This window comes from Streptomyces sp. NPDC054813 (genome assembly GCF_053611365.1).
In genome coordinates, this window is record NZ_JBSHAF010000004.1 from 335,028 (window position 1) to 356,580 (window position 21,553).

Genomic DNA, 21,553 nt, shown 5'->3' on the forward strand with positions numbered 1-21,553 from the left:
CCGCCTACGCGGGCAGACCGAGGAGGGCGCGCATCCGGGCGTACTTCTCGGTCAGCCGTTTCCGGGTGTCCTCGTCGAGTACGGCGAGCCGGCCCGGGTCGGCGTTGTGCGCGAGGTCGGCCTGTTTGACGAGGAGCGCGCCCGGGGTGTCCAGGATGCGGCGGGCGTACGCCTCGGGGGGTTCGCCGGGGTGTTTGGTGACGGCGAGGACGATGGCCCTGGTGCGGGCGGTGAGGGGGGCCGCCGCCAGCCGGTCCGCCGTGAGGGCGTGGTCCTCGACGGCGTCGTGCAGCCAGGCGGCGGCGATCTGCTCCGGGTCACCGCCGCGGACGCGGACGCCTTCGGCGACGGCGGCGAGGTGCTCGGCGTAGGGGCGGCCGGCCTTGTCGGTCTGCGCGGCGTGCGCGGCTCGGGCGAGCGCCTCTACTTCGGGGAGGGACAGCGGGGTCGGGGTCACGGTGCGAGTATCCCGTGGCGGGGGTGGGGGTGGGGACGCTTACCGGCGCTTGCCGGGTGCCGCTGCGCCCACCCGTGCCGCCTGGGGGCACCTCCCAGGCCCTTGAGGCACTGGGGGAGGCACGCCTGCCCGCAGCTGCAGCGCCCTGAAGGGGCGCGACCAGCCCCCACCGGCCCGCAGCCGGCCACCCGCCCGCAGCCCACCCTCGCGGCGGCTACCTCACCGCGCCGCCTCCCGGCAGATCAGCAGCAGCGCCCGGTCGTCGTTCACGTCCCTCGCCACCGCCTCGATCAGGTGCCACGCCGCCCCGTGGAAGCCGCCGGCGACATAGCGGTCGGCCTCTCCCGTGAGGCGGTCGATGCCCTCCACGATGTCCCGGTCCGACGTCTCCACCAGGCCGTCCGTGAAGAGCATCAGGACGTCACCCGGGCGCAGCGAGCCCTTGACCGAGTCGAACTGCGCGCCGTCGTAGACACCCAGGAGCGGCCCTTCCGCGGCCTTCTCCTCCCAGCGGCCGCTGCCCGCGCTGAGCTGCAGGCCCGGGGGGTGGCCGGCGGAGTAGAGCTCGTAGTCGCCGGAGTCCAGGTCGAGGACCAGGTGGATCGAGGTGGCGAAGCCCTCGTCCCAGTCCTGGCGGAGGAGGTATCCGTTGGCGGCGGTGAGGAAGGCGTGCGGGGGCAGGGACCCCAGGAGGCCGCCGAACGCGCCGGACAGCAGCAGGGCGCGGGACGCCGCGTCCATGCCCTTGCCGGAGACGTCCGTGAGGACGACCTCCATCGTGCGCCCGTTGTTCGTGCGGGCCGCGACCACGAAGTCGCCGGAGAAGGACTGGCCGCCGGCCGGCCGCAGCGCCATCTCGCGGTGCCAGCCCGGCGGCAGCTTCGGCAGCTTGCTCTGCACCCGGATGCGTTCGCGCAGGTCGAAGAGCATGGTGCCGCCGCGCCGCCAGGGCACGCCGACCCGGCTGCGGAACTGGGCGGTGAGCAGGCCGAAGAAGCCGCAGGCGGCGACGACGAGGACCACGCCCGGGGTGACCCGGGAGGGACCCTCCGTGTAGGGGCCGAGCCGTACCGACTCCACGATCAGTGCCGTGGCCCCCGCCGCGTACAGGCCGAGCAGGCTCGCCGGGCGCAGCAGCAGGCCGCCCGCGATGATCGGCAGGACCAGGGAGGCCGGGGAGAACCACACCGAATTGGCGAGGGTCATGGCCGCCAGCACCGGGACGGTCAGCAGGAGGCCGGCGAGCGCGATCCAGTCGGAACCGTCGCCGCGGAAGTAGTCCACGGCGCTTCTGCGCAGCCCGACGCGGACCCGGTGCCACTGCATCTTCCACCGGGCCGTAAGCGTCTCGGCCTTTCCGCGCCGCTCTCGGTCTACTGCCATTAGTTCGGGACCCTATCCATCGGACCAGCTGCTTGGCACGGGAGGTCCCACTTGTCCCCCGTCCGAGGTTCACCTGTGAGTGCGACTTCACAGTGAACTTCACCGGACGGCCCCGCGTCGCCGTCCGGGAGAAATTCGCTGGCTCGTCCCGCATTGCCCCTGGTAGGCATGGCGTATGGCGAACGACCGTACGACCGCGTTGAAGGTACTGCGTGCCGAGGAGTTCGACGGGTGGTGGGACCACCTGGTCCGGGCCTTCGGGGCCGGCCCGGCGTCGGCCGAGGAGCGTGAGCTGGACCGCTCCGTCACGGAGTTCGAGCGTTCGCTGGCCGCCTGGGACGGGGCCGACCTCGTCGGGACGGGCGGGGCGTTCAGCTTCCGGATGACCGTGCCGGGCGGCGCCGTGCTGCCCGTGGCGGGCGTCACCATGGTGAGCGTGTCCGCGACGCACCGGCGGCGCGGGGTGCTGACCGCGATGATGCGGCGCCAGCTCGACGACGTACGGGAGCGGGGTGAGGCGCTCGCCGCGCTGACCGCCTCCGAGCCGGCGATCTACGGCCGCTTCGGGTACGACGCCGCGACCCAGCAGCTGCAGGCCGAGATCGACACGAGCCGGGTGACGCTGGCCGTGCCGGCCGGCACCGACGACGTACGGCTGCGCTACGCCAGGCCGGCCGACGTGCTCGACGCGTGCGAGGTGGTGTACGCGGAGCTGGTGCCGCTGCGGCCCGGGATGCTGGCCCGGCAGCCCGGCTGGGAGCGGGCGGCGCTGGTGGACCCGGAGAGCGACCGGGACGGCGCGTCGGCGCTGCAGTGCGTGGTCGCCGAGCGGGACGGGCGGGTCACCGGGTACGCCCGGTTCCGTACCAAGCTGGGCTGGTCGCCGAGCGGGCACGACGGCACGGTGGCGTTGCAGGACCTGGCCGCGGTGGACGCGGCGAGCGACGCGGCGCTGTGGCGGTTCCTGTTCGGCATCGACCTGATGTCGAAGCTGACGCTGCGGGGGCGGCCGGTCGACGACGCCTGGCAGTACCTGGTCTCCGACATCCGGCGCTGTCTGACGCGGGTGCGGGACATGGGGTACCTCCGTCTCGTCGACGTCGGCAGGGCGCTCGCGGCGCGGACCTATCAGGCGCCGGTGGACGTGGTGCTGGAGGTGGCGGACGCCTTCTGCCCCTGGAACGAGGGGCGTTGGCGGCTGACCGGCGACGCCAAGGGTGCGTCCTGCGAACGTACGACGGACCCGGCCGAACTCGCCCTGTCCGTACGGGAGCTGGCGGCGGCGTACCTCGGTGGCGTGTCCCTGGTGTCGTTGGCGCGGGCGGGCCGGGTGCGGGAGCTGCGGCCGGGGGCGCTGGCCGAGGCGTCGACGGCGTTCGGGTCGGCGGCGCTGCCGTGGCTGCCGCACGGTTTCTAGTGCGCGTCCGGGTGCGCGCCGCTCAGCGGTTCTGGCAGCGGGGGCACCAGAAGAGGTTGCGGGCAGCGAGGTCCGCGGTGCGGATCTCGGTGCCGCAGATGTGGCAGGGCAGGGTGGCCCGGCGGTAGACGTACACCTCGCCGCCGTGGTCGTCGACGCGCGGCAGGCGTCCCATCGCCTCCGGGGTGTGCTCGGGGCGGACGGTGTCGATCCGGTTGTTCCGCACGCCTTCGTGCATGAGCCCGGCGAGATCGGCCCAGACGGCGTCCCACTCGGCCGGGCCGATCTCCTTTCCGGCACGGTAGGGATCGATTCCGTGTCGGAACAGCACCTCGGCGCGGTAGACGTTGCCGACCCCCGCGATGATCTTCTGATCCATCAGCAGCGCGGCGACGGTCGTACGGCTGCGGGAGATCTTCCGGTACGCGACGCCCGGGTCGGCGTCGGCACGGAGCGGATCCGGGCCGAGCCGGGCGTGTACGGCGTTCTTCTCCGCGTCGGTGATCAGGGCGCAGGTGGTGGGGCCGCGCAGGTCGACGTACGAGGTGGCGTCGGCGAGGCGGAGCCGGACGGTGTCGGTGGCCGGGGGGGCGGGGGCGTCGCCGAAGGTGACCTTGCCGAAGAGGCCGAGGTGGATGTGGACCCAGTCGCCGTCGCGGAAGCCCAGGAAGAGGTGCTTGCCGTGTGCTTCGGTACGGGTGAGGGGGGCGCCGTCGATCAGCTGGGCGGCGTCGGAGAACTTGCCCTGCGGGCTGCTGACCCGCACGGGTCCGGTGAGCCGCCGGTAGTCCAGCGCGAGCCGATGAATAGTGTGCCCCTCTGGCACTGAGGTGATTCCTTTCCCACCCGCCCACCCGACTCGCTCGAGGGGTGAACGTCGAAGGGCACGTGACGACAGCGCCCCGTCAGGGGCGCGGGGCTTTGTCGATGTGCGGCTCCGCCGCGTGGGCGCGAACAGCCCCCACGCGCCCGCAGCCGAACGCCTACCGGCCGTCCCCGGAGGGGTGGTGCGGCGGGATGGGCGGGAGGGCGCCCGTCGTCTCGTACTCCGTCAGCATGTCGATGCGGCGGATATGGCGCTCACCCTGCGAGAACGGCGTGTTCAGGAAGGTCTCGACGAACTTCGTCGCCTCCTCCTGAGTGTGCATCCGCGCCCCCACCGCGACGACGTTCGCGTCGTTGTGCTGCCGGCCGAGCGACGCGGTCTCCTCGCTCCAGGCGAGCGCCGCCCGCACGCCCTTCACCTTGTTCGCGGCGATCTGCTCACCGTTGCCGGAGCCGCCGATCACGATGCCGAGGGACTCGGGGTCCGCCGCCGTCCGCTCGGCCGCACGGAGGCAGAAGGGCGGGTAGTCGTCCTGGGCGTCGTAGATGTGGGGGCCGCAGTCGACGGGGTCGTGCCCCGCTTCCTTCAGCCACTCGACGAGGTGGTTCTTGAGTTCGAAGCCCGCATGGTCGGAGCCGAGATACACGCGCATGGGACGAGTGTGACATGGCCGTAAACACGCGGCAGTGCGGGGGCCACGCCCCGGAAAGTGTGAGTAACACTACGGAACCTCAGGAAAACCTCAAGTAACGATCTGGAATCAAAGGTTCAGGAATTCGCCAGCCTCCGTTTCACTGGACCAACTCGTACGCCGCTCGTACGGGACCCCCGCTCACCCCCGCTCAACGGCGCAAAGGAATTCCCCCCATGACTTCGCAGCCGACCACGACTGCCCCGCCCCCGGCCGGCGATCCCGGCAACGGTCTGCACGCAGGACTCAAGAACCGTCATCTGTCGATGATCGCCATCGGCGGCGTCATCGGCGCCGGTCTCTTCGTCGGTTCCAGTTCGGGTATCGCCACCGCAGGGCCCGGCATCCTGTTGTCGTACGCCCTCGTCGGCACTCTCGTCGTCCTGGTGATGCGGATGCTCGGCGAGATGTCCGCCGCCAATCCGACCTCCGGTTCGTTCTCCGCGCACGCGGACCGCGCGCTCGGCCGCTGGGCCGGGTTCTCCATCGGCTGGCTCTACTGGTTCTTCTGGGTCGTGGTGCTGGCGGTGGAGGCCACCGCGGGCGCCAAGATCCTGGAGGGCTGGATCCCGGCCGTGCCCCAGTGGGGCTGGGCGCTCATCGTGATGGTGGTCCTCACCGCCACCAACCTGATCTCGGTCGGCTCCTACGGCGAGTTCGAGTTCTGGTTCGCCGGGATCAAGGTCGTCGCGATCGGCGCGTTCATCGTCGTCGGCCTGCTGGCCGTCTTCGGTGTGCTGCCCGGCGTGCACGCGGACAAGGCGAGTTTCGCCAACCTCACCGACCACGGCGGTTTCCTGCCCCACGGGCCCGGCGCCATCCTCACCGGTGTGCTGCTGGTCGTCTTCTCCTTCATGGGCAGCGAGATCGCCACCCTGGCCGCCGGCGAGTCCGAGGACCCGCAGCGCGCGGTCACCAAGTCGACCAACAGCATCATCTGGCGGATCGGCGTCTTCTACCTCGGCTCGATCCTCATCGTCGTCGCGCTGCTGCCCTGGAACGACCCGTCGATCAAGGAGAAGGGCTCGTACGTCGCCGCCCTCGACTCCCTCGGCATCGCGCACGCCGGCGAGATCATGAACTTCATCGTGCTGACCTCGGTGCTGTCCTGTCTCAACTCCGGTCTGTACACGGCCTCCCGGATGGCGTTCTCGCTCGGGCAGCGCGGCGACGCGCCGAAGGCGTTCGCCCGGACCACCTCCCGCGGTGTGCCGATGGCCGCGATCCTCGCCTCCGTCGTCTTCGGGTTCGTCGCCGTCTTCTTCAACTACCGGTTCCCGGACTCCGTCTTCCTCTTCCTGGTCAACTCCTCCGGTGCGGTGGCCCTGTTCGTCTGGCTGGTCATCTGCTTCTCGCAGCTGCGCATGCGGAAGATCATCCAGGCCGAGGCGCCGGAGAAGCTCGTCGTGAAGATGTGGCTGTACCCGTATCTGACCTGGGCGACGGCCGGTCTGATCGTGTTCGTCCTGGGCTACATGCTGACCGACACCGAGGGCGAGAGCAGCGGCCGTACGACCGTGCTGCTGTCCTTGCTCGTCGCGGCGCTCGTGATCGCCGTCGCCGTGGTGAAGCAGAAGGTCACGGGGAGCCGCGTGGCGGCGGCCGCCGCGGAGGCGGGCGAGCCCGCCGACAAGGTGTCCGTCGGCTGAGCCGACCGCCGGTCACAGCAGGGTGAAGCCCTCCTTGACCTGCTCGTACGTCCGCACGGCCTGGGTTTCGATCGCCGGCTGGTACCAGGTGTTGATCTGGTACGACTTGCCGTCGGCGTCGAAGCCCAGCAGCCGTGCGTGCCAGCGGACGCCCTTGAGGGAGAAGGTGTACTCCCAGACCACCGCCGGGTAGCCGCGGAACCTCGTCTCGACCAGCCGGATCTTGCTGTAGTCCTGACCCTGGTGGGCGCTGCGTTCGGAGGCGCTCCAGCTGTCCATGAGGTCGCCGCGGGCCAGGGAGGACTTGGCGACGAGTTCCTGGCTGCCGTCGGGAGAGGTGTAGTGCACCTCGGCGCCGGTCTTCACGTCCCTGCGCCAGCCCTTCGGGGTCACCCAGGCGAAGCCGCCGGCCTCCTCGTGGGCGCCGGGCGGGAGGGTGCGGGGGCGGGCGGTGCCGGCCACGGTGGCCGACGGGGAGGTTGCGGCCGAGGGGGTTGAGGAGGTGCCGTTCGCTGTGTCGTTGCCGCCGCCGCCTTTTGTGGTGGCGAGGAGGATGGCGACGGCGGTGGCTACGGCTGCGGTTCCCAGTACGGCCAGGAGAGTTGTGCGTTTGGGGGCTTTGCGGCGGTGGGGCACTGCGGGTGCGTTGTGGCTGGTCGCGCTCCGCGGCGGAGCCGCTGATTGATGCAGCCCCGCCCCCCTGACGGGGCGCTGCAGTTCGGGGCGTGGTGATGTGACGCCTGCTTGAGGGAGGGTCGGGCCCGCTGAATTGCTGGGCGGAGTCTCCGAGCGGACCTCGGAGCGTTCCGTCGCCGCCTCCGTCGAAGCACTCACCGGCGGGGACGTCCGCACCTCCGTCGGCTGCGGCTGCGGGCGTTCGTCCTCGGGCTCCGGAACACGCAGCTTCGTCAGCTCCACGTACGCCGGTGTCGGGCGCTCCGCTGAAACCGGAGCCGAAACCGGAGCCGGGGTCGGGGCCGGAGCCGGGTACGTCTCTGTCGGGGTCTGGGGTGGGTATGCCACCGGGCGCAGGGTCTGTTCGACCTCCGCCAGGCCGGGCCGGGCCGTCGGTTCCTTCGCCAGCAGCGCTGCCAACAGGTCGCGCAACGGGCCCGCAGCCGCGGGGAGTTCGGGCTCCTCGTAGAGGACCGCGTGCAGGGTGGCCAGGGTCGTGTCGCGGGAGAAGGGGGAGCGGTCGCCGAGGGCCGCGCACAGGGTCGCGCCGAGCGACCAGACGTCGGACGGCGGGCCCTGCGGGCGCCCGGAGATCCGCTCGGGTGCCATGTAGTCGGGGGAGCCGACGAGCATGCCGACCATGGTGAGCGCCTTGGCGTCCTGGATCGCCGCGATACCGAAGTCGGTGAGGACGACCCGGCCGGCGGTGTTCTCGACGAGGACGTTCCCGGGTTTGATGTCGCGGTGCAGCACTCCCCCGGCGTGCACCTGGCGCAGCGCGGCGACCAGGCCGAGGCCGATCCGGGCCGCGGCGCGCGGGCTCAGCGCCCCTTCCTCGGCCATGATCCACTCAAGGGAGCGGCCGTTGACCAGCTCCATGACGATCCACAGGCGTTCGCCCTCGTCGACGACGTCGTAGACCCGTACGACGTTGGGGTGGTCGATCCGGGCGGTGGCCCTGGCCTCGCGCAGGGTGCGTTCACGGCGGGTGCGGGTGTCCTCGGCGTCGAGGCCGTCGATCCGCATCTCCTTGACGGCGACCTGCCGGTCGAGCGTCTCGTCGGCGGCCCGCCACACCCGCCCCATTCCCCCCTGCCCGATACTCTCGGCCAGCCGGTAGCGACCGGTCACCAGCAGCCCCGGGACCCCACCCCGCCCCGCGCTCTCGGCGTTCCCTGGACCAACCGCATTCCCTGGACCACCGGAATTCCCTGGACCAACGGAATTCCCCGGGCTCTCTGGACTCCCTGAATTCTCCGGCAATTCGCTGCACCCCCTCAACGACCGCCCCTGCTGACACACAATGGTCACACTTACGGCCGTACCAGCATAGTGCGGAGAAATCTTGTGGTACCTCTTCAAGTGACCGCGAATTCAGGCGCGGTCCAGGGGGTTGCAAGGGGGACGAACATGAGTTCTCGTCGTATGGCAGTCGTCACGGGATCGCTGGTCACGGCATCTTTCTCGGCCGTGATGATCCTCCCGTTCACGGCGGCCGCCGATGACCAGGGACCGGCAAGCGGCAAGGGGGGAAAGGCGGTTGACCAGGCACCGGCGGGTGTGAAGCTGACGACCACGCTGCCGGAGAAGATCTCGGTCGACAACAGTTCGCAGAAAACGGCGATTACCGCCACCGTCAAGAACGAGGGAACCAAGGACAGCGCCGGCATCAGGCTTTTGGTGGTCGGTTTCGACGGCCTGAAGGTCACGAACGTGCAGGGCTGCGACGCCATCGCGGCGAAGGATCTGCCGGCCGGTTCGAACAGCGGCTTCAGTTGCCCGGTCGGCGCGCTCGGCGCGGGCAAGTCGAAGTCCTACCCGGTGGACGCCACGTTCGATCTGGGCAAGACCGGGAAGATCTGCCTGCCCGTGCAGAGCGCGGACGGGAAGAAGACCTTCTGGCAGCAGGGCCCGGTGCCGTTCGGTACGACGAACCCGTCGCCGAACGCCCCGGCCACCCCGCTGCTGCTCGGCACCGACAACAAGCCGGTGGGGCCGGGCGGCGACCAGCTGCCGAAGACCGGCGCGGGCAGTGACGTGCTGCCGCTCGGCGCGGCCGGCGCGGCGCTGATCGCGGCCGGGGCGGCGGGCGTGTGGTGGTCGCGGCGGCGGACCTGCTGAGCAGGACACCCACGGGAAGGGGCCCGGGGGGCGTGCGCGCCCCGGGCCCCTTCCCGTATTCGGTGCCGTCAGCTCTTGTCGGCGAGCTTCCAGGCGGCCGGCAGCGCGCCCATCGCCAGGGCCGCCTTCACCGCGTCGCCGATCAGGAACGGGGTGAGGCCGGCGGCGATCGCCGCGGACGCGGACAGGTGGGCGGTGTAGGCCAGGTACGGCACACCGATCGCGTAGATGATCGCCTCGCCGAGCAGCATCGCGCCCGCCATCCGCAGCACGTTGCGGTCGGCGCCGCGCCGGGCCAGGGAGCCCACGACGGCGGAGGCGAGCATCATGCCGAGGATGTAGCCGAAGGAGACGGAGACCCCGGAGGTGCCGCTCGCGAACCACGGCACGCCCGCCAGACCCGCCAGCGCGTACAGGGCGAGGGAGAGCAGGCCGCGGCGGGCGCCGAGGGCGGTGCCGACGAGCAGGGCCGCGAAGGTCTGGCCGGTGACCGGGACCGGGGAGCCCGGTACCGGGACGGCGATCTGGGCTGCGAGGCCGGTGAGCGCGGCGCCGCCGACCACGAGGGCCACGTCGCGCACCCGGGACGCGGGCAGGAGGTCGGCGAGGACGGTGCCGGTGCGGGGCGACGCGGCTGCGGTGGCGGTGCTCATGGGGACTCCGCGAGGTGAGGGTGGGCAGACAAGCAGGGAACACCGTGACGCTATCCCGGGCCGCCTGAGCCGAACACGTCAGCGATCGACAAAGGCCGGATCGGGCGCTTGGTGGGCTCCCCACAAAGGATGCGAGCTACACACGGTTTGAGGTGACGCCGATCACTGAGGCAGAGATGTTTCAGTCACGTCAACGGCGTTGAACAGGTCTGTGGAGTTCCACCAATCGAATCCTAGTGGTCTGGTGGGATTCCGGGTCGCTGGCCTACGCTTTCGGACATGGTCGCCCAGTCCCGGAACTTCACGTCGCGTCGCTATGTCGACCTGCGACGGCAGGGGGCTGCCACCTGTCGCCGTCCGGTCTGAGGCCGCGCGGCAGGGACCGGACCCGGCGCGCCTCACTCTCCGAGACGTGTCGGCCCCCGTTCCCGAGGACGGTTCCCATGCCCCGTACCGCGGCACCCCCGCTCATCTCTCCCCCCGGCGACCGGCGGCGGGCCAGCGCCAGCGTGGTCCTGCGGTCGGTGCTGGAGCACGGACCGGTGGCCCGCTCCACCATCGCCCGGCTGACCGGGCTCTCCCCGGCCTCCGTCACCGACTACTGCGCCCGGTTCACCGAACTCGGCCTGATCCGGGAGGCGCAGGCGCCTCGCCGGGCCGGCGGGGTGGGCCGGCCGCATGTTCCCGTCGACCTGGACGACTCGCGGTTCGTGGTCGGCGGGGTGCACGTGGCCGTGCCGTACACCACGGTCGCACTCCTCGACCTGCGCGGACGGGTGCTCGTACGGCGGGAGTTGAAGCACCGGGACACCGAGCCGCGCGGAGTGCTGGAGCGGGCCGCCGCCGGGCTGGCCGCGCTGCTCGACGGGGTGCCGGGCTGCCGGCCGCTGGGCGTCGGGGTCGCGGTCGGCGGCTGGGTGGACCGGGACTCCGGAACCGTCGTCGAGCACCCGCTGCTGGGCTGGCGCGAGGTACCGGTGCGGGAACTGCTCGGCGCGGCCACCGGGCTGCCGGTCCATGTGGACGGGCACGCGCGGGCGTTGGTCAACGGGGAGCGGCTCTTCGGGCGGGCCCGGGGCAGCCGGAGCGTGCTGCACCTGTTCGTCGGGAACGTGGTCGACGCGGCCTTCGCCACCGGTGACGAGGTGCACCACGGCCCGCGCTCGCAGGCGGGCACGATCGCCCATCTCCCGGTGCCGGGCGGCACCGAGCCGTGCAGCTGCGGGCGCACCGGCTGTCTCCAGGTGGAGCTGAGCGAGCGGACGCTGGTGCGCCGGGCCCGGGCGGCCGGGGTCGTCGACGGCGTCAATCCGATGGACGTCCTCGCGGCGGCCGGCGCCGGTGACCCGGTGGCGGTGCGGCTGCTGGTGGAGCGGGCGCGGCTGACCGGGCGGGCGGCGGGGCTGCTCCTCGACGTACTCAACCCGGAGAGCGTGGTGGTCACCGAGGTGGGCGTACTGAACCGCGAGGACTGCCTGGCCGCGCTGCGGGAGGCGGTCGGACCGGAGCGGGCCGCCGTGGTGGCGCCGACCAGCTTCGGGGACTCCGTGCTGGCGGTGGCGGGCGGTTCGGTGGTCCTCGACGTGCTGTACCGGGACCCGTTGAGCGCGTCACCACGGCTTATTTAATTCAGAAACTCGGAATATTGACAGCCGTCGCGCACGGCAAGGAACATCCTTCTCATGACCTGTCGCACCCTCTGTTGCTGACGTCTTGACGCGCCCCGAGCGCGCATTCACCGCTGTGTGAGATCTCTCTTTCCGGCCTTCTGTCGCCGGAAATTCTCCCTGCCTTTCTGCTGCTTCTCAGCTGCTTTTCTCCCGGGAGCCCTCCCATGCCTTCTGCGTCCCCCTCCGGCGTCGACCGCCGGCTCTTCCTCACCTCGCTGCTCGGCGCCTCGGCGGCCGTGGCCGGGCTCAGCGGCTGCGCAGGCGGCACGGCCGCCGCCGAGACCACGGGCGCCTCGACCGCTCCGCTGGCCGCCAAGGTCCCGGCCGGCACCAGCCTGAAGATCGCCTCCTATCTGAACACCCAGCAACTGCAGTTCAAGCTGGCGAAACTGCCCGCACTGCCGTTCACGGTGTCGAGCTGGCTGAACATCGGGGCCGGCCCCGATGTCATCAACGCGTTCCGCGCCAAGTCGCTGGACCTCGCCAACAACGCGGGAATTCCGCCGATCCAGGCGCAGTTCCAGGGTTTCGCGGCGAAGATCGTGGCGATCAACATCACCCGCAAACCCAACTATCTGTTCGCCACCAAGCCCGGCAGCGACATCCGCACGGTCGCCGATTTCAAGGGCAAGAAGCTCGCCTTCTCACAGGGCCAGGCCCAGGGGGTCGTGCTGCTGCGGGCGCTGAAGGAGGCCGGGCTCGCCTACGACGACGTGCGGCTGGTCCCGCTGACCAGCAACCAGTTCTTCACGGCCCTGCAGTCCGGCCAGGTGGACGTGGCCCCGCTCCCCAACACCCAGGCGCCGGCCTACCTCCAGCAGTACGGCGCGAAGGGCGCCCACACGATCGCCACCGACGTCGTCGACCTGCTCAACCTGCTGTGGGCCCCGCAGGCGGTGCTGAACGACCGGGCCAAGGCGGCCGCGGTCGCCGCGTACATCCCGCAGTGGGCCAGGGGCCTGGTCTGGCAGTGGGAGAACCCGGACACCTGGAACGAGGAGTTCTACGTGAAGACCCAGAACCTGACCCTCGCCCAGGCCCAGGGCATCACGAAACTCGCCAACAAGCCGTTGTTCCCGCCGAGCTGGGACGAGGCGGTCAAGTGGGAGCAGGAGACCGCCGATCTGCTGGCGGAGGGCGGCTTCGTGAAGAAGACCGACGTCTCCTCGCTCTTCGACCACCGCTTCGAGTCCATCGCCGCGAAGGCCGTACCGGCGGAGTACCGGAAATGACCGCCGTGGCCACCGGCACCGTGCCGGTTCCCGTCGAGGAGGAGGCCCGCCGGGTCCGCCCGCGCCGCCGCCTCTCCCCCGGCCGCAGGCTGCCCGCCGCCCGGCTGGCCGGACCCCTGGTCTTCCTCGCCGCCTGGGCGAGCGCGTCCGCCGCCGGACAGCTCGACCCGGGGGCCGTCCCGGCGCCCTGGACCGTCCTGGACACCGCCGTCCACCTGTGGACGGCCGGGACGCTGCGCACCGACATCCTGACCTCCGTGGAGCGGGCCGGGTACGGCTTCGCGATCGGGCTGACCGCCGGGGTGCTGCTGGCCCTGGCCGCCGGGCTCAGCCGGACCGGGGAGGCGCTGATCGACGGGACCGTGCAGATCAACCGGGCGATCCCGACCCTCGGTCTGATCCCGCTGTTCATCCTCTGGCTGGGGATCGGCGAGACCTTCAAGATCGCCATCATCGCGATCGTCGTCTACATCCCGGTCTACCTGAACACGCACGCCGCGCTGTCCGCCATCGACAGCCGGTACGTCGAACTCGCCGAGGTGCTGGACCTGTCGAGGCTCCAGTTCATCCGGCAGATCGTGATCCCCGGCGCGCTGCCCGGATTCTTCGTGGGACTCCGGCTCGGTGTCACCGGATCCTGGCTGGGCCTGGTCGTCCTGGAGCAGATCAACGCCACCAGCGGCCTCGGCTACATGATGTTCCAGGCCCAGAACTACGGCCGCAGCGACATCATCCTGGTCGGTCTGCTGATCTACGGCGTCTTCGGCCTCGTCTCCGACACCGTGGTCCGTGGCATCGAACGGAGGGTGCTGTCATGGCGCCGCACACTGAGCAGCTGACCCGCCCCGCCGTTCGGCTCCGGGGGCTGACAAGGTCGTTCGGGGGCCGCACGGTCCTCGACGGCATCGACCTCGACCTGCCCGCCGGGCAGTTCACCGCCCTGCTCGGACACAGCGGCTCCGGCAAGAGCACCCTGCTGCGGGCGGTCGCCGGACTCGACCACGGGGTCGCGGGGAGTGGTGAACTCACCGCTCCGGAACGGGTGTCGGTGGTCTTCCAGGACTCCCGGCTGCTGCCCTGGCGCCGGGTGCTGGACAACGTGGTGCTGGGACTGGACGGCAAGGACGCCGACGCCAAGGGCCGCTCCGCGCTCGAGGAGGTCGGTCTCGGCGGCCGGGAGCGGGCCTGGCCGGGCGAGCTGTCCGGCGGCGAGGCGCAGCGTGCCGCGCTCGCCCGCTCCCTGGTGCGCGAGCCCGAACTGCTCCTTGCCGACGAGCCGTTCGGCGCGCTCGACGCACTCACCCGCATCAAGATGCACCACCTGCTGCGCGAGCTGTGGCAGCGGCACCGGCCGTCCGTGCTGCTCGTCACCCACGACGTCGACGAGGCGATCGTCCTCGCCGACCGCGTCCTGGTCCTGGAGAACGGCCGGATCGGCCTCGACCTGACCGTCGACCGCACCCGGCCGAACGCCCTCCACCGCAAGCAACTGCTCACCGCCCTCGGTGTCACGGAGGACCCCGCATGACCCGCCCGCTCCACCTCAACGCCTTCCTGATGAACACCGGTCACCACGAGGCCTCCTGGCGCCTCCCGGAGAGCGACCCCCACGCGCACACCGACCTCGCGCACTACGTACGGCTGGCCAGGACCGCCGAGCGCGGCACCTTCGACTCGCTGTTCCTCGCCGACGGCCCGCACCTGTGGGGCAGTGTGGGGCAGCGGCCCTCCGGGGCGCTCGAACCCCTCACCCTGCTCACCGCGCTGGCGACCGCCACCGAGCACATCGGCCTGATCGCCACCGCCTCCACCTCCTACAACTCCCCCTACAACCTGGCCCGCAGGTTCGCCTCCCTCGACATCGTCAGCGGCGGCCGGGCGGGCTGGAACATCGTCACCACGGCGGGGGCGGAGGCGGCCCGCAACTTCGGTCTGGACGCGGAGCCCGCGCACGCCGAGCGGTACGCCCGGGCCGCCGACTTCCTCGACGTGGCCCTGAAACTCTGGGACAGCTGGGAGGACGACGCGATCGTCGCCGACAAGGCGGCCGGCGTCTGGGGCGACGACGCGAAGATCCACCCGCCCCGCCACCAGGGGCCGTACTTCAGTGTCGAGGGCGCCCTCAACGTGCCGCGCTCCCCGCAGGGTTACCCGCTGCTGGTGCAGGCGGGGTCCAGCGAGGACGGCAAGGCGTTCGCGGCCCGGTACGCGGAGGCGGTGTTCACCGCGCAGCAGACCATCGAGGAGGCGCGGGCGTTCTACGCCGACCTCAAGGCCCGTACGTCCCAGGCGGGCCGCGACCCCGACCACATCAAGGTGCTGCCCGGCATCGTCCCCGTCATCGGCTCGACCGAGGCCGAGGCACGGGCGCACGAACAGTTCCTGGAGGACCACATCGTGCACCGGCACGGCGTGGCCAACCTGGAACGGCTGCTCCACCTCCCGGCCGGAACCCTGGAGTTGGACGCCCAGCTGCCCGCCGAGCTGCCGCCCGAGGACGCCATCGAGGGCGCCAAGAGCCGTTACACGCTGGTCGTCGGACTCGGCCGCCGCGAGCGGCTCACCGTACGGCAGCTGATCGGCCGGCTCGGCGGCGGCCGCGGCCATCTGACCTTCGCCGGGACCCCGGAGCAGGTCGCCGACGCGATCGAGACCTGGTTCACCCAGGGCGCCGCCGACGGCTTCAACATCATGCCGCCGGTGCTGCCCTCCGGCCTGGAGGCCTTCGTCGACCACGTCGTACCGATCCTGCGCGCCCGCGGCCTGCTGCGCAGGGATTACGGTCCGCGCCGCACCCTGCGGGAGCGCTACGGCCTGCCCCGCCCCGCCAACCAGTACGTCACTCCCGCACTCGCCACCCTCTGAAAGGACGCCCGCATGTCCATCGAGATCCGCAAGGTCACCGCGAACATAGGCGCCCAGGTCCTGGGCGTGGACATCGCCAAGCCGCTGGACGAGGAGCAGGTCGCCGCGATCCGCGAGGCCCTGAACGTCCACAAGGCCCTGGTCTTCGACGATGTCCACCTCGACGACGCGGGCCAGGAGGCCTTCGCCCGGCACTTCGGCGGCCTCACCACCGCCCACCCGACGGTGCCCGCCGTCGACGGCGCCCCGAACGTGCTGCCCGTCGACAGCGAGCGCGGCCGGGCCAACCACTGGCACACGGACGTGACGTTCGTCCTGAACCCGCCCCAGGCCAGCACCCTGCGCTCCCTCACGATCCCGCCGTACGGCGGCGAGACCCTGATCGCCAGTTCGGCCGCCGCCTACCGCGACCTGCCCGAGCCGCTGCGCGCGCTCGCGGACACGCTCTGGGCGGAGCACACCAACGACTACGACTACGCCGTGCCGGACGAGGAGATCGACGAGGGACAGGCGGCCCAGCGCGCCCAGTTCACGTCGATCAAGTTCCGCACGGTCCATCCGGTCGTCCGGGTGCACCCGCTGACCGGTGAGCGCGGCCTGTTCATCGGCGGGTTCGCCCAGCGGATCGTCGGCCTGTCGAAGGACGAGTCCCGCAAGGTCCTCGACGTGCTCCAGGCGTACGTCACCCGCCCCGAGAACATCCTGCGCCACCGCTGGTCCCCCGACCAGCTCGTCCTGTTCGACAACCGCATCACCCAGCACTACGCCATCGACAACTACGACGGCCGGCCGCGCCGCCTCCACCGCGTCACCGTCGCCGGTGACGTCCCGGCCGGCATCGAGGGCAAGGAGAGCTACTCGATCGAGGGAGACGCCTCGCACTACACGCCCGTGGCCGCGTGACCACGGTCGCCGCCGCCGGCTGACCCCCGCCCCTCCCCCGAGGCCCTCACGTGACGACACGTGGGGGCCTTCTTCCTTGCCCGCACCGCGCTTCTTGTTGCTGGCAGGACGTGGCCCGCCGTCACGCGGCCGCCAAATCCCGCGCGGATGTACTGCTGCTGGCTCCCTGAGTCACCGATGCGCCCCGCCTCGTGATCGTCTTCTCACCGCTCACGGGGGCAGGCGGAAGAAGGGAAACCCCCGCGAGGACGTGACTCGCGGGGGCTTTCCCGGTTTCCCGTAAGGGGGTCCGTCGGGGCTTGAGCCCGCGACGGGTCTACAGGTTGCTGAAGTCGGGGCCCTTGGTGCGGGTCCGCTTGATCTCGTAGAAGCCGGGGACGGAGGCGACCGCGAGGGTGCCGTCCCACAGGCGGGCCGCCTCCTCGCCCTTGGGGGCGGGGGTGACGACCGGGCCGAAGAAGGCGATCTGCTCGCCGTCCGGGCCGGGGACCGCGATGACCGGGGTGCCGACGTCCTGGCCGACCTTGTCGATGCCCTCCTTGTGGGAGGCGCGCAGCTCCGCGTCGAACTCGAAGTCCTCCTGGTCGGCGTAGTCGATCAGGTCGGCCGGCAGACCGACGTCCGCGAGCGCGCCCGCGACGGCCTCCACGGTCGGGCCCTCGCCGTTGTTGTGGATACGGGTGCCGAGCGCGGTGTACAGCGGGCCGAGAATGTCGGCGCCGTGCTTCTGCCAGGCCGCGGTGACCACGCGGATCGGCCGCCACGCCTTGGTCTCCAGCAGCTCGCGGTACTCCTCGGGCAGCTCGTCCAGCTTGGGCTCGTTGAGCACCGCGAGGCTCATGATGTGCCAGCGGACCTCGATGTCGCGGACCTTCTCCACTTCCAGGACCCACCGGGAGGTCATCCAGGCCCAGGGGCACAGCGGGTCGAACCAGAAGTCGACGGGGGTCTTGCCGGAACTCGTCACGGTCTCGGACATGGTTCTCCTCGGAATGCGGTCCTTTTCCAGCCGCAACACCGACATCGGCCACCCCATTCCCGGGTGCCCGCGGTCAGGTGCGCATGGGAGGATCGGTGCTGTTCCGGCGTACTGACAACCTTGAGGGAGTGCCGCCCGTGCCCGGTGAGAATCTGTCCCGCGACGAGGCCCGGGAGCGGGCCGCCCTGCTGTCGGTGGACGGCTACGACGTGTCGCTGGACGTGCGGTCGGCCGTCGGCGAGGGCCAGGGCGAGCCGCGCACCTTCCGCTCGGTGACCACGATCCGCTTCCGCTGCAACGAGCCGGGCGCGGCGAGCTTCGCCGACCTGATCGCACCGGGCGTGACCGCGGTGACACTGAACGGCAAGGACCTGGACCCGGGCGAGGTCTTCGACGGCACCCGGATCCTCCTGGAGGACCTGGCCGCGGAGAACGAGCTGGTGGTGGACGCCCAGTGCGCCTACTCCCGCACCGGCGAGGGCCTGCACCGCTTCGTCGACCCCGAGGACGGCGAGGTCTACCTCTACACGCAGTACGAGCCGGCCGACTCCCGCCGGGTCTTCGCGGGCTTCGAGCAGCCGGACCTCAAGGCGCCGTTCCGCTTCGAGGTGCGGGCGCCCGAGGAGTGGACGGTGTGGAGCAACGGGGCCGGTGAACTCGCCGACGGGGTGTGGCGGTTCGCGGAGACGAAGCCGATCTCGACGTACATCACGTGCGTGGTGGCGGGCCCGTACCACTACGTGACGGACGCGTACGCGCGCACGCTCCCCGACGGGACGACGCTGGAGATCCCGCTCGGCGCGATGTGCCGCAAGGGCCTGGCCCCCTACTTCGACGCGGACGACGTCTTCCTCGTCACCAAGCAGGGCCTGGACTTCTTCCACGACCACTTCGACTACCCGTACCCGTTCGGGAAGTACGACCAGGCGTTCGTGCCCGAGTACAACCTCGGCGCGATGGAGAACCCGGGTCTGGTGACGTTCCGGGAGGAGTACATCTTCCGGGGCAAGGTGACCCAGGCCTCCTACGAGGCGCGGGCCAACGTCATCCTGCACGAGATGGCGCACATGTGGTTCGGCGACCTGGTCACCATGGTGTGGTGGGACGACCTGTGGCTGAAGGAGTCCTTCGCGGACTTCATGGGCACCTTCGCGAACGTCAACGCGACCCGTTTCACCAACGCCTGGACCACCTTCGCCAACCGCCGCAAGGCCTGGGCCTACCGCGCCGACCAGCTGCCGTCCACGCACCCGATCACCGCCGACATCCGCGACCTGCAGGACGCCAAGCTCAACTTCGACGGCATCACCTACGCCAAGGGCGCCTCCGTCCTCAAGCAGTTGGTGGCCTACGTCGGCCAGGACGCCTTCCTGGAGGGCGCCCGCCGCTACTTCAAGCGCAACGCGTACGGCAACACCCGGCTCGGTGACCTGCTGTCGGTCCTCGAGGAGACCAGCGGCCGGGACATGAGCGCCTGGGCCGGGAAGTGGCTCCAGACGGCGGGGGTGAACTCGCTGACCCCGCAGGTGCTGCTGGACGGGGACGGCAGGGTGGCCGAGCTGGCGGTGGTCCAGGAGGCCGCCGAGTCGCACCCCGACCTGCGCCCGCACCGGGTCGCGGTAGGCCTCTACCGCCGTACGGCCGAGGGCAAGCTGGAGCGGTACGCGCGCACGGAGACGGACGTCGACGGCCCGCGCACGCTGATCGCCGACCTGGCCGGCGCCGAGGCCCCGGAGCTGGTCCTGGTCAACGACGACGACCTCACCTACTGCAAGATCCGCTTCGACGACACCTCGCTGGCGACGCTCCGGGACCACCTGGGCGCCCTGACCGACCCGCTCGCCCGCGCCCTGTGCTGGTCGGCGCTGTGGAACCTGACCCGGGACGCGCTGCTGCCGGCCCGGGACTTCGTCGACCTGGTGCTGCGGTTCGCGAGCCGCGAGTCGGACATCGGGGTGCTGCAGATGCTGCACGCGTGGGCGAACTCGGCACTGGTGAACTACGTGGCGCCCGAGTGGCGGGAGACCGCCGGGCGGCGGCTCGCGGAAGGTGCCCTGCGGGAGCTGCGGCAGGCCGAGCCGGGCAGCGAGCACCAGCTGGCCTGGGCGCGGTTCTTCGCGTCGACGGCGGCGGACGGGGCCGACCTGCGGCTGCTCCAGGAGCTGCTGTCGGGCACGGCCACGATCGACGGCCTGGACGTCGACCAGGAGCTGCGCTGGGCGTTCCTCGAACCCCTCGCCGCGCACGGCGTGGCCGACGAGTCCGCGCTGGCGGCCGAACTGACCCGCGACGACACCGCGTCCGGCAAGCGCCACCAGGTGCGCTGCCTGGCCGCCCGTCCCTCGGCGGCCGTGAAGGCGCAGGCCTGGGCACAGGTCGTGGAGTCGCAGGCGCTGTCCAACGCGCTGGTGGAGGCGACGATCGCGGGCTTCGCCCAGTCGTCGCAGCGGGACCTGCTGGCGCCCTACGCGGAGAAGTACTTCGAGGTCATCGCGCGGATCTGGGAGGACCGTTCGATCCAGATCGGCATGGACGTGGTCCGGGGCCTGTACCCCTCGCTCCAGGACCGCCCCGAGACGCTGGAGGCGACGGACGCCTGGCTGACGGCGCATGCCGACGCGCCGCCCGCGCTGCGCCGGCTGGTCCTGGAGGCCCGCGACGACCTGGCCCGGACGCTGCACGGACAGGAGTGCGACGCGCGGGCCGTGACCGGCTGACCTTTGGCCTTGGGTTTCCCGCCGGGTGACCGTTACGGAATTCAGTCAATCATGACCGTAACCCCTGGTCCGCACCCGATCGGACCAGGGGTTTTCGCCTCCTACTCGGCACTCGAACATCTGACCTTTAGCACCGTCCTGTCCGCATTCTTCAACAGGAACGTAACAGCGGTTAACGGGCAGACCGGACAAGGGAATCTCCGGTCCATGACCCACAACACCCCGCTCTCCCCCCGCCCCCTCCGCCACCTCTCCGACGTCCACCGCCGGGTGCTGACGACGGCCCAGCTCCGTTCCCACGGCGTCCCGGCCGCCGAGATCGCCGAGCAGTGCCGGGCGGCCGGCCCCTGGCAGCAGCTGCTCCCCGGGGTGATCCTGCTCCACCCCGGCCCGCCGACCAGCGAGGAACGCCTGCACGGAGCGCTGCTGTTCGCCGCCCGTGAGCCCGCCCCCGGCGTCCCGGTCCAGCCGGGCGCCGACTCCCCGCACCGCACGGTCTACCCGGAGGCGATGATCACGGGTCTCGCGGCGCTGACCCTCCACGGCTTCTCCGCCACCCCGCCGCTCCTCTCCCTGGACCACGTGGACGTCCTGGTCCCGCGCCTGCGCCGGATCCGCTCCACGTCCTACGTCCGGGTGCTCCGCACCCCGGCCCTGCCGACCCCCGAGCCGGTGACCGGCCTGCCCGTCGCCCCGGTCCCCCGCGCCCTCGCGGACGCGGTGGCGGACCTGACCGACGCGGAGGCGGTACGACGGCTGCTGACGGAGGCGGTCCGCGGCCACCACTGCGAACCGGCCGCGGTGGTACGGGCGTTGAACGAGGCGAAGCTGCTGTCCCGCCCGCATGTGGTGAACGCCGTCGACTCGCTGGTCGCCGAGGGCCGGGCCATCGCCGAGGACCGCCTCTACCGGATGGTCCACGAGTACGGCCTGCCCGCCCCGGTGTGGAACGTGGACCTGCGCCTGCCCGGCGGCCCCCACCTGGGCGGCCTGGACGCCTACTGGCCCGAGCAGGCGGTGGCGGTGGAACTGGACACCCGTGCCCCGCGCCAGGGCGATCGGCAGGACGACGACGCCCTGTGGTCCGAATACGCCTGCAAGCGCGAGCACCTGGAGCGGCTGGGCATCACCGTCGTCCACCTCACCCCGAAGAAGCTCCGCGACGCGATGGAGCAGCAGGCGGCAGTGGTCCGTACGGCGCTGATGGCGGCCGACGACCGCGACCCGGCCGCGTATGTCGTGGTGCTCCCCCGATAACGAGGGGGGCACCGCCAGGAGGGGAGAGGAGGGGCCGCCGGCCGGAGGGGGACCGGCG

At 71.3% G+C, this 21,553-nt stretch carries 18 protein-coding genes and 1 pseudogene; 12 read left to right on the top strand and 7 right to left on the bottom strand.

The window, feature by feature from the left end; translation table 11 throughout:
• Positions 1 to 4: 4 nt before the first annotated feature.
• Together ACWGJB_RS10000 and ACWGJB_RS10005 are read right to left on the bottom strand one after the other, a co-directional pair.
• On the bottom strand, positions 5 to 457 hold the full coding sequence (locus ACWGJB_RS10000; protein WP_453379697.1) for an HD domain-containing protein: 453 nt from the start codon (positions 455 to 457) through the stop codon (positions 5 to 7).
• 219 nt (positions 458 to 676) lie between these two features.
• On the bottom strand, positions 677 to 1,840 hold the full coding sequence (locus ACWGJB_RS10005) for a PP2C family protein-serine/threonine phosphatase (protein ID WP_453379698.1): 1,164 nt from the start codon (positions 1,838 to 1,840) through the stop codon (positions 677 to 679).
• A 175-nt stretch (positions 1,841 to 2,015) separates the two neighbouring features.
• On the opposite strand from ACWGJB_RS10005, the gene ACWGJB_RS10010 reads away from it, so the two are divergent.
• A complete protein-coding gene (locus ACWGJB_RS10010) occupies positions 2,016 to 3,257 on the top strand; it encodes a GNAT family N-acetyltransferase (RefSeq protein WP_453379699.1) in 1,242 nt (413 codons plus the stop codon).
• Positions 3,258 to 3,279: 22 nt separating this feature from the next.
• Here ACWGJB_RS10010 and ACWGJB_RS10015 read toward each other — a convergent pair whose 3' ends face one another.
• Both ACWGJB_RS10015 and ACWGJB_RS10020 read right to left on the bottom strand, forming a co-directional pair.
• A complete protein-coding gene (locus ACWGJB_RS10015; protein ID WP_453379700.1) occupies positions 3,280 to 4,083 on the bottom strand; it encodes an Fpg/Nei family DNA glycosylase in 804 nt (267 codons plus the stop codon).
• Positions 4,084 to 4,240: 157 nt separating this feature from the next.
• Complete coding sequence (locus ACWGJB_RS10020; protein WP_453379701.1) at positions 4,241 to 4,735, bottom strand: ribose-5-phosphate isomerase; 495 nt, start codon at positions 4,733 to 4,735, stop codon at positions 4,241 to 4,243.
• 215 nt (positions 4,736 to 4,950) lie between these two features.
• Here ACWGJB_RS10020 and ACWGJB_RS10025 point away from each other — a divergent pair, with 215 nt between their 5' ends.
• Positions 4,951 to 6,423 (top strand): amino acid permease, encoded by a 1,473-nt coding sequence (locus ACWGJB_RS10025; protein WP_453379702.1) that lies wholly within the window; start codon positions 4,951 to 4,953, stop codon positions 6,421 to 6,423.
• Between the two features lie 12 nt (positions 6,424 to 6,435).
• Here ACWGJB_RS10025 and ACWGJB_RS10030 read toward each other — a convergent pair whose 3' ends face one another.
• Positions 6,436 to 8,184 carry a protein kinase domain-containing protein gene (locus ACWGJB_RS10030; protein WP_453379860.1) on the bottom strand — a complete coding sequence of 583 codons (1,749 nt, stop codon included), beginning with the start codon at positions 8,182 to 8,184 and terminating at the stop codon, positions 6,436 to 6,438.
• A gap of 324 nt (positions 8,185 to 8,508) precedes the next feature.
• Between ACWGJB_RS10030 and ACWGJB_RS10035 the strand changes: the two genes are divergently transcribed.
• On the top strand, positions 8,509 to 9,219 hold the full coding sequence (locus ACWGJB_RS10035) for an LPXTG cell wall anchor domain-containing protein (protein ID WP_453379703.1): 711 nt from the start codon (positions 8,509 to 8,511) through the stop codon (positions 9,217 to 9,219).
• Between the two features lie 68 nt (positions 9,220 to 9,287).
• Here ACWGJB_RS10035 and ACWGJB_RS10040 read toward each other — a convergent pair whose 3' ends face one another.
• Positions 9,288 to 9,872 (bottom strand): biotin transporter BioY, encoded by a 585-nt coding sequence (locus ACWGJB_RS10040; protein WP_453379704.1) that lies wholly within the window; start codon positions 9,870 to 9,872, stop codon positions 9,288 to 9,290.
• Positions 9,873 to 10,315: 443 nt separating this feature from the next.
• On the opposite strand from ACWGJB_RS10040, the gene ACWGJB_RS10045 reads away from it, so the two are divergent.
• The 7 genes and pseudogenes from ACWGJB_RS10045 to ACWGJB_RS10075 form a co-directional block, all read left to right on the top strand.
• A complete protein-coding gene (locus tag ACWGJB_RS10045; RefSeq protein WP_453379705.1) occupies positions 10,316 to 11,500 on the top strand; it encodes an ROK family protein in 1,185 nt (394 codons plus the stop codon).
• A 206-nt stretch (positions 11,501 to 11,706) separates the two neighbouring features.
• A complete protein-coding gene (locus ACWGJB_RS10050; protein WP_453379706.1) occupies positions 11,707 to 12,774 on the top strand; it encodes an ABC transporter substrate-binding protein in 1,068 nt (355 codons plus the stop codon).
• Entirely contained in the window at positions 12,771 to 13,613 is an 843-nt protein-coding gene (locus ACWGJB_RS10055; RefSeq protein ID WP_453379707.1) for an ABC transporter permease, read from the top strand. Before ACWGJB_RS10050 ends, ACWGJB_RS10055 begins: the two co-directional genes overlap by 4 nt.
• Positions 13,589 to 14,302: an ABC transporter ATP-binding protein gene (locus ACWGJB_RS10060; RefSeq protein ID WP_453379708.1), complete on the top strand. Its 714-nt coding sequence runs from the start codon at positions 13,589 to 13,591 to the stop codon at positions 14,300 to 14,302. Before ACWGJB_RS10055 ends, ACWGJB_RS10060 begins: the two co-directional genes overlap by 25 nt.
• Positions 14,299 to 15,639: an LLM class flavin-dependent oxidoreductase gene (locus ACWGJB_RS10065; protein WP_453379709.1), complete on the top strand. Its 1,341-nt coding sequence runs from the start codon at positions 14,299 to 14,301 to the stop codon at positions 15,637 to 15,639. Before ACWGJB_RS10060 ends, ACWGJB_RS10065 begins: the two co-directional genes overlap by 4 nt.
• A gap of 12 nt (positions 15,640 to 15,651) precedes the next feature.
• Positions 15,652 to 16,542 (top strand): TauD/TfdA dioxygenase family protein, encoded by an 891-nt coding sequence (locus ACWGJB_RS10070; protein ID WP_453379710.1) that lies wholly within the window; start codon positions 15,652 to 15,654, stop codon positions 16,540 to 16,542.
• Positions 16,543 to 16,643: 101 nt separating this feature from the next.
• A pseudogene (locus tag ACWGJB_RS10075) lies at positions 16,644 to 16,712 on the top strand (superoxide dismutase); the annotation flags it as partial.
• A gap of 146 nt (positions 16,713 to 16,858) precedes the next feature.
• Here the strand turns inward: ACWGJB_RS10075 and ACWGJB_RS10080 are convergent.
• The gene (locus tag ACWGJB_RS10080) at positions 16,859 to 17,521 is read right to left on the bottom strand and encodes a mycothiol-dependent nitroreductase Rv2466c family protein (protein ID WP_453379711.1); all 663 of its coding nucleotides are present in this window, start codon (positions 17,519 to 17,521) and stop codon (positions 16,859 to 16,861) included.
• Between the two features lie 137 nt (positions 17,522 to 17,658).
• Between ACWGJB_RS10080 and pepN the strand changes: the two genes are divergently transcribed.
• Together pepN and ACWGJB_RS10090 are read left to right on the top strand one after the other, a co-directional pair.
• Complete coding sequence (gene pepN, locus ACWGJB_RS10085; protein ID WP_453379712.1) at positions 17,659 to 20,238, top strand: aminopeptidase N; 2,580 nt, start codon at positions 17,659 to 17,661, stop codon at positions 20,236 to 20,238.
• A 207-nt stretch (positions 20,239 to 20,445) separates the two neighbouring features.
• The gene (locus ACWGJB_RS10090) at positions 20,446 to 21,495 is read left to right on the top strand and encodes a hypothetical protein (protein WP_453379713.1); all 1,050 of its coding nucleotides are present in this window, start codon (positions 20,446 to 20,448) and stop codon (positions 21,493 to 21,495) included.
• The last annotated feature ends 58 nt before the right edge of the window (positions 21,496 to 21,553 follow it).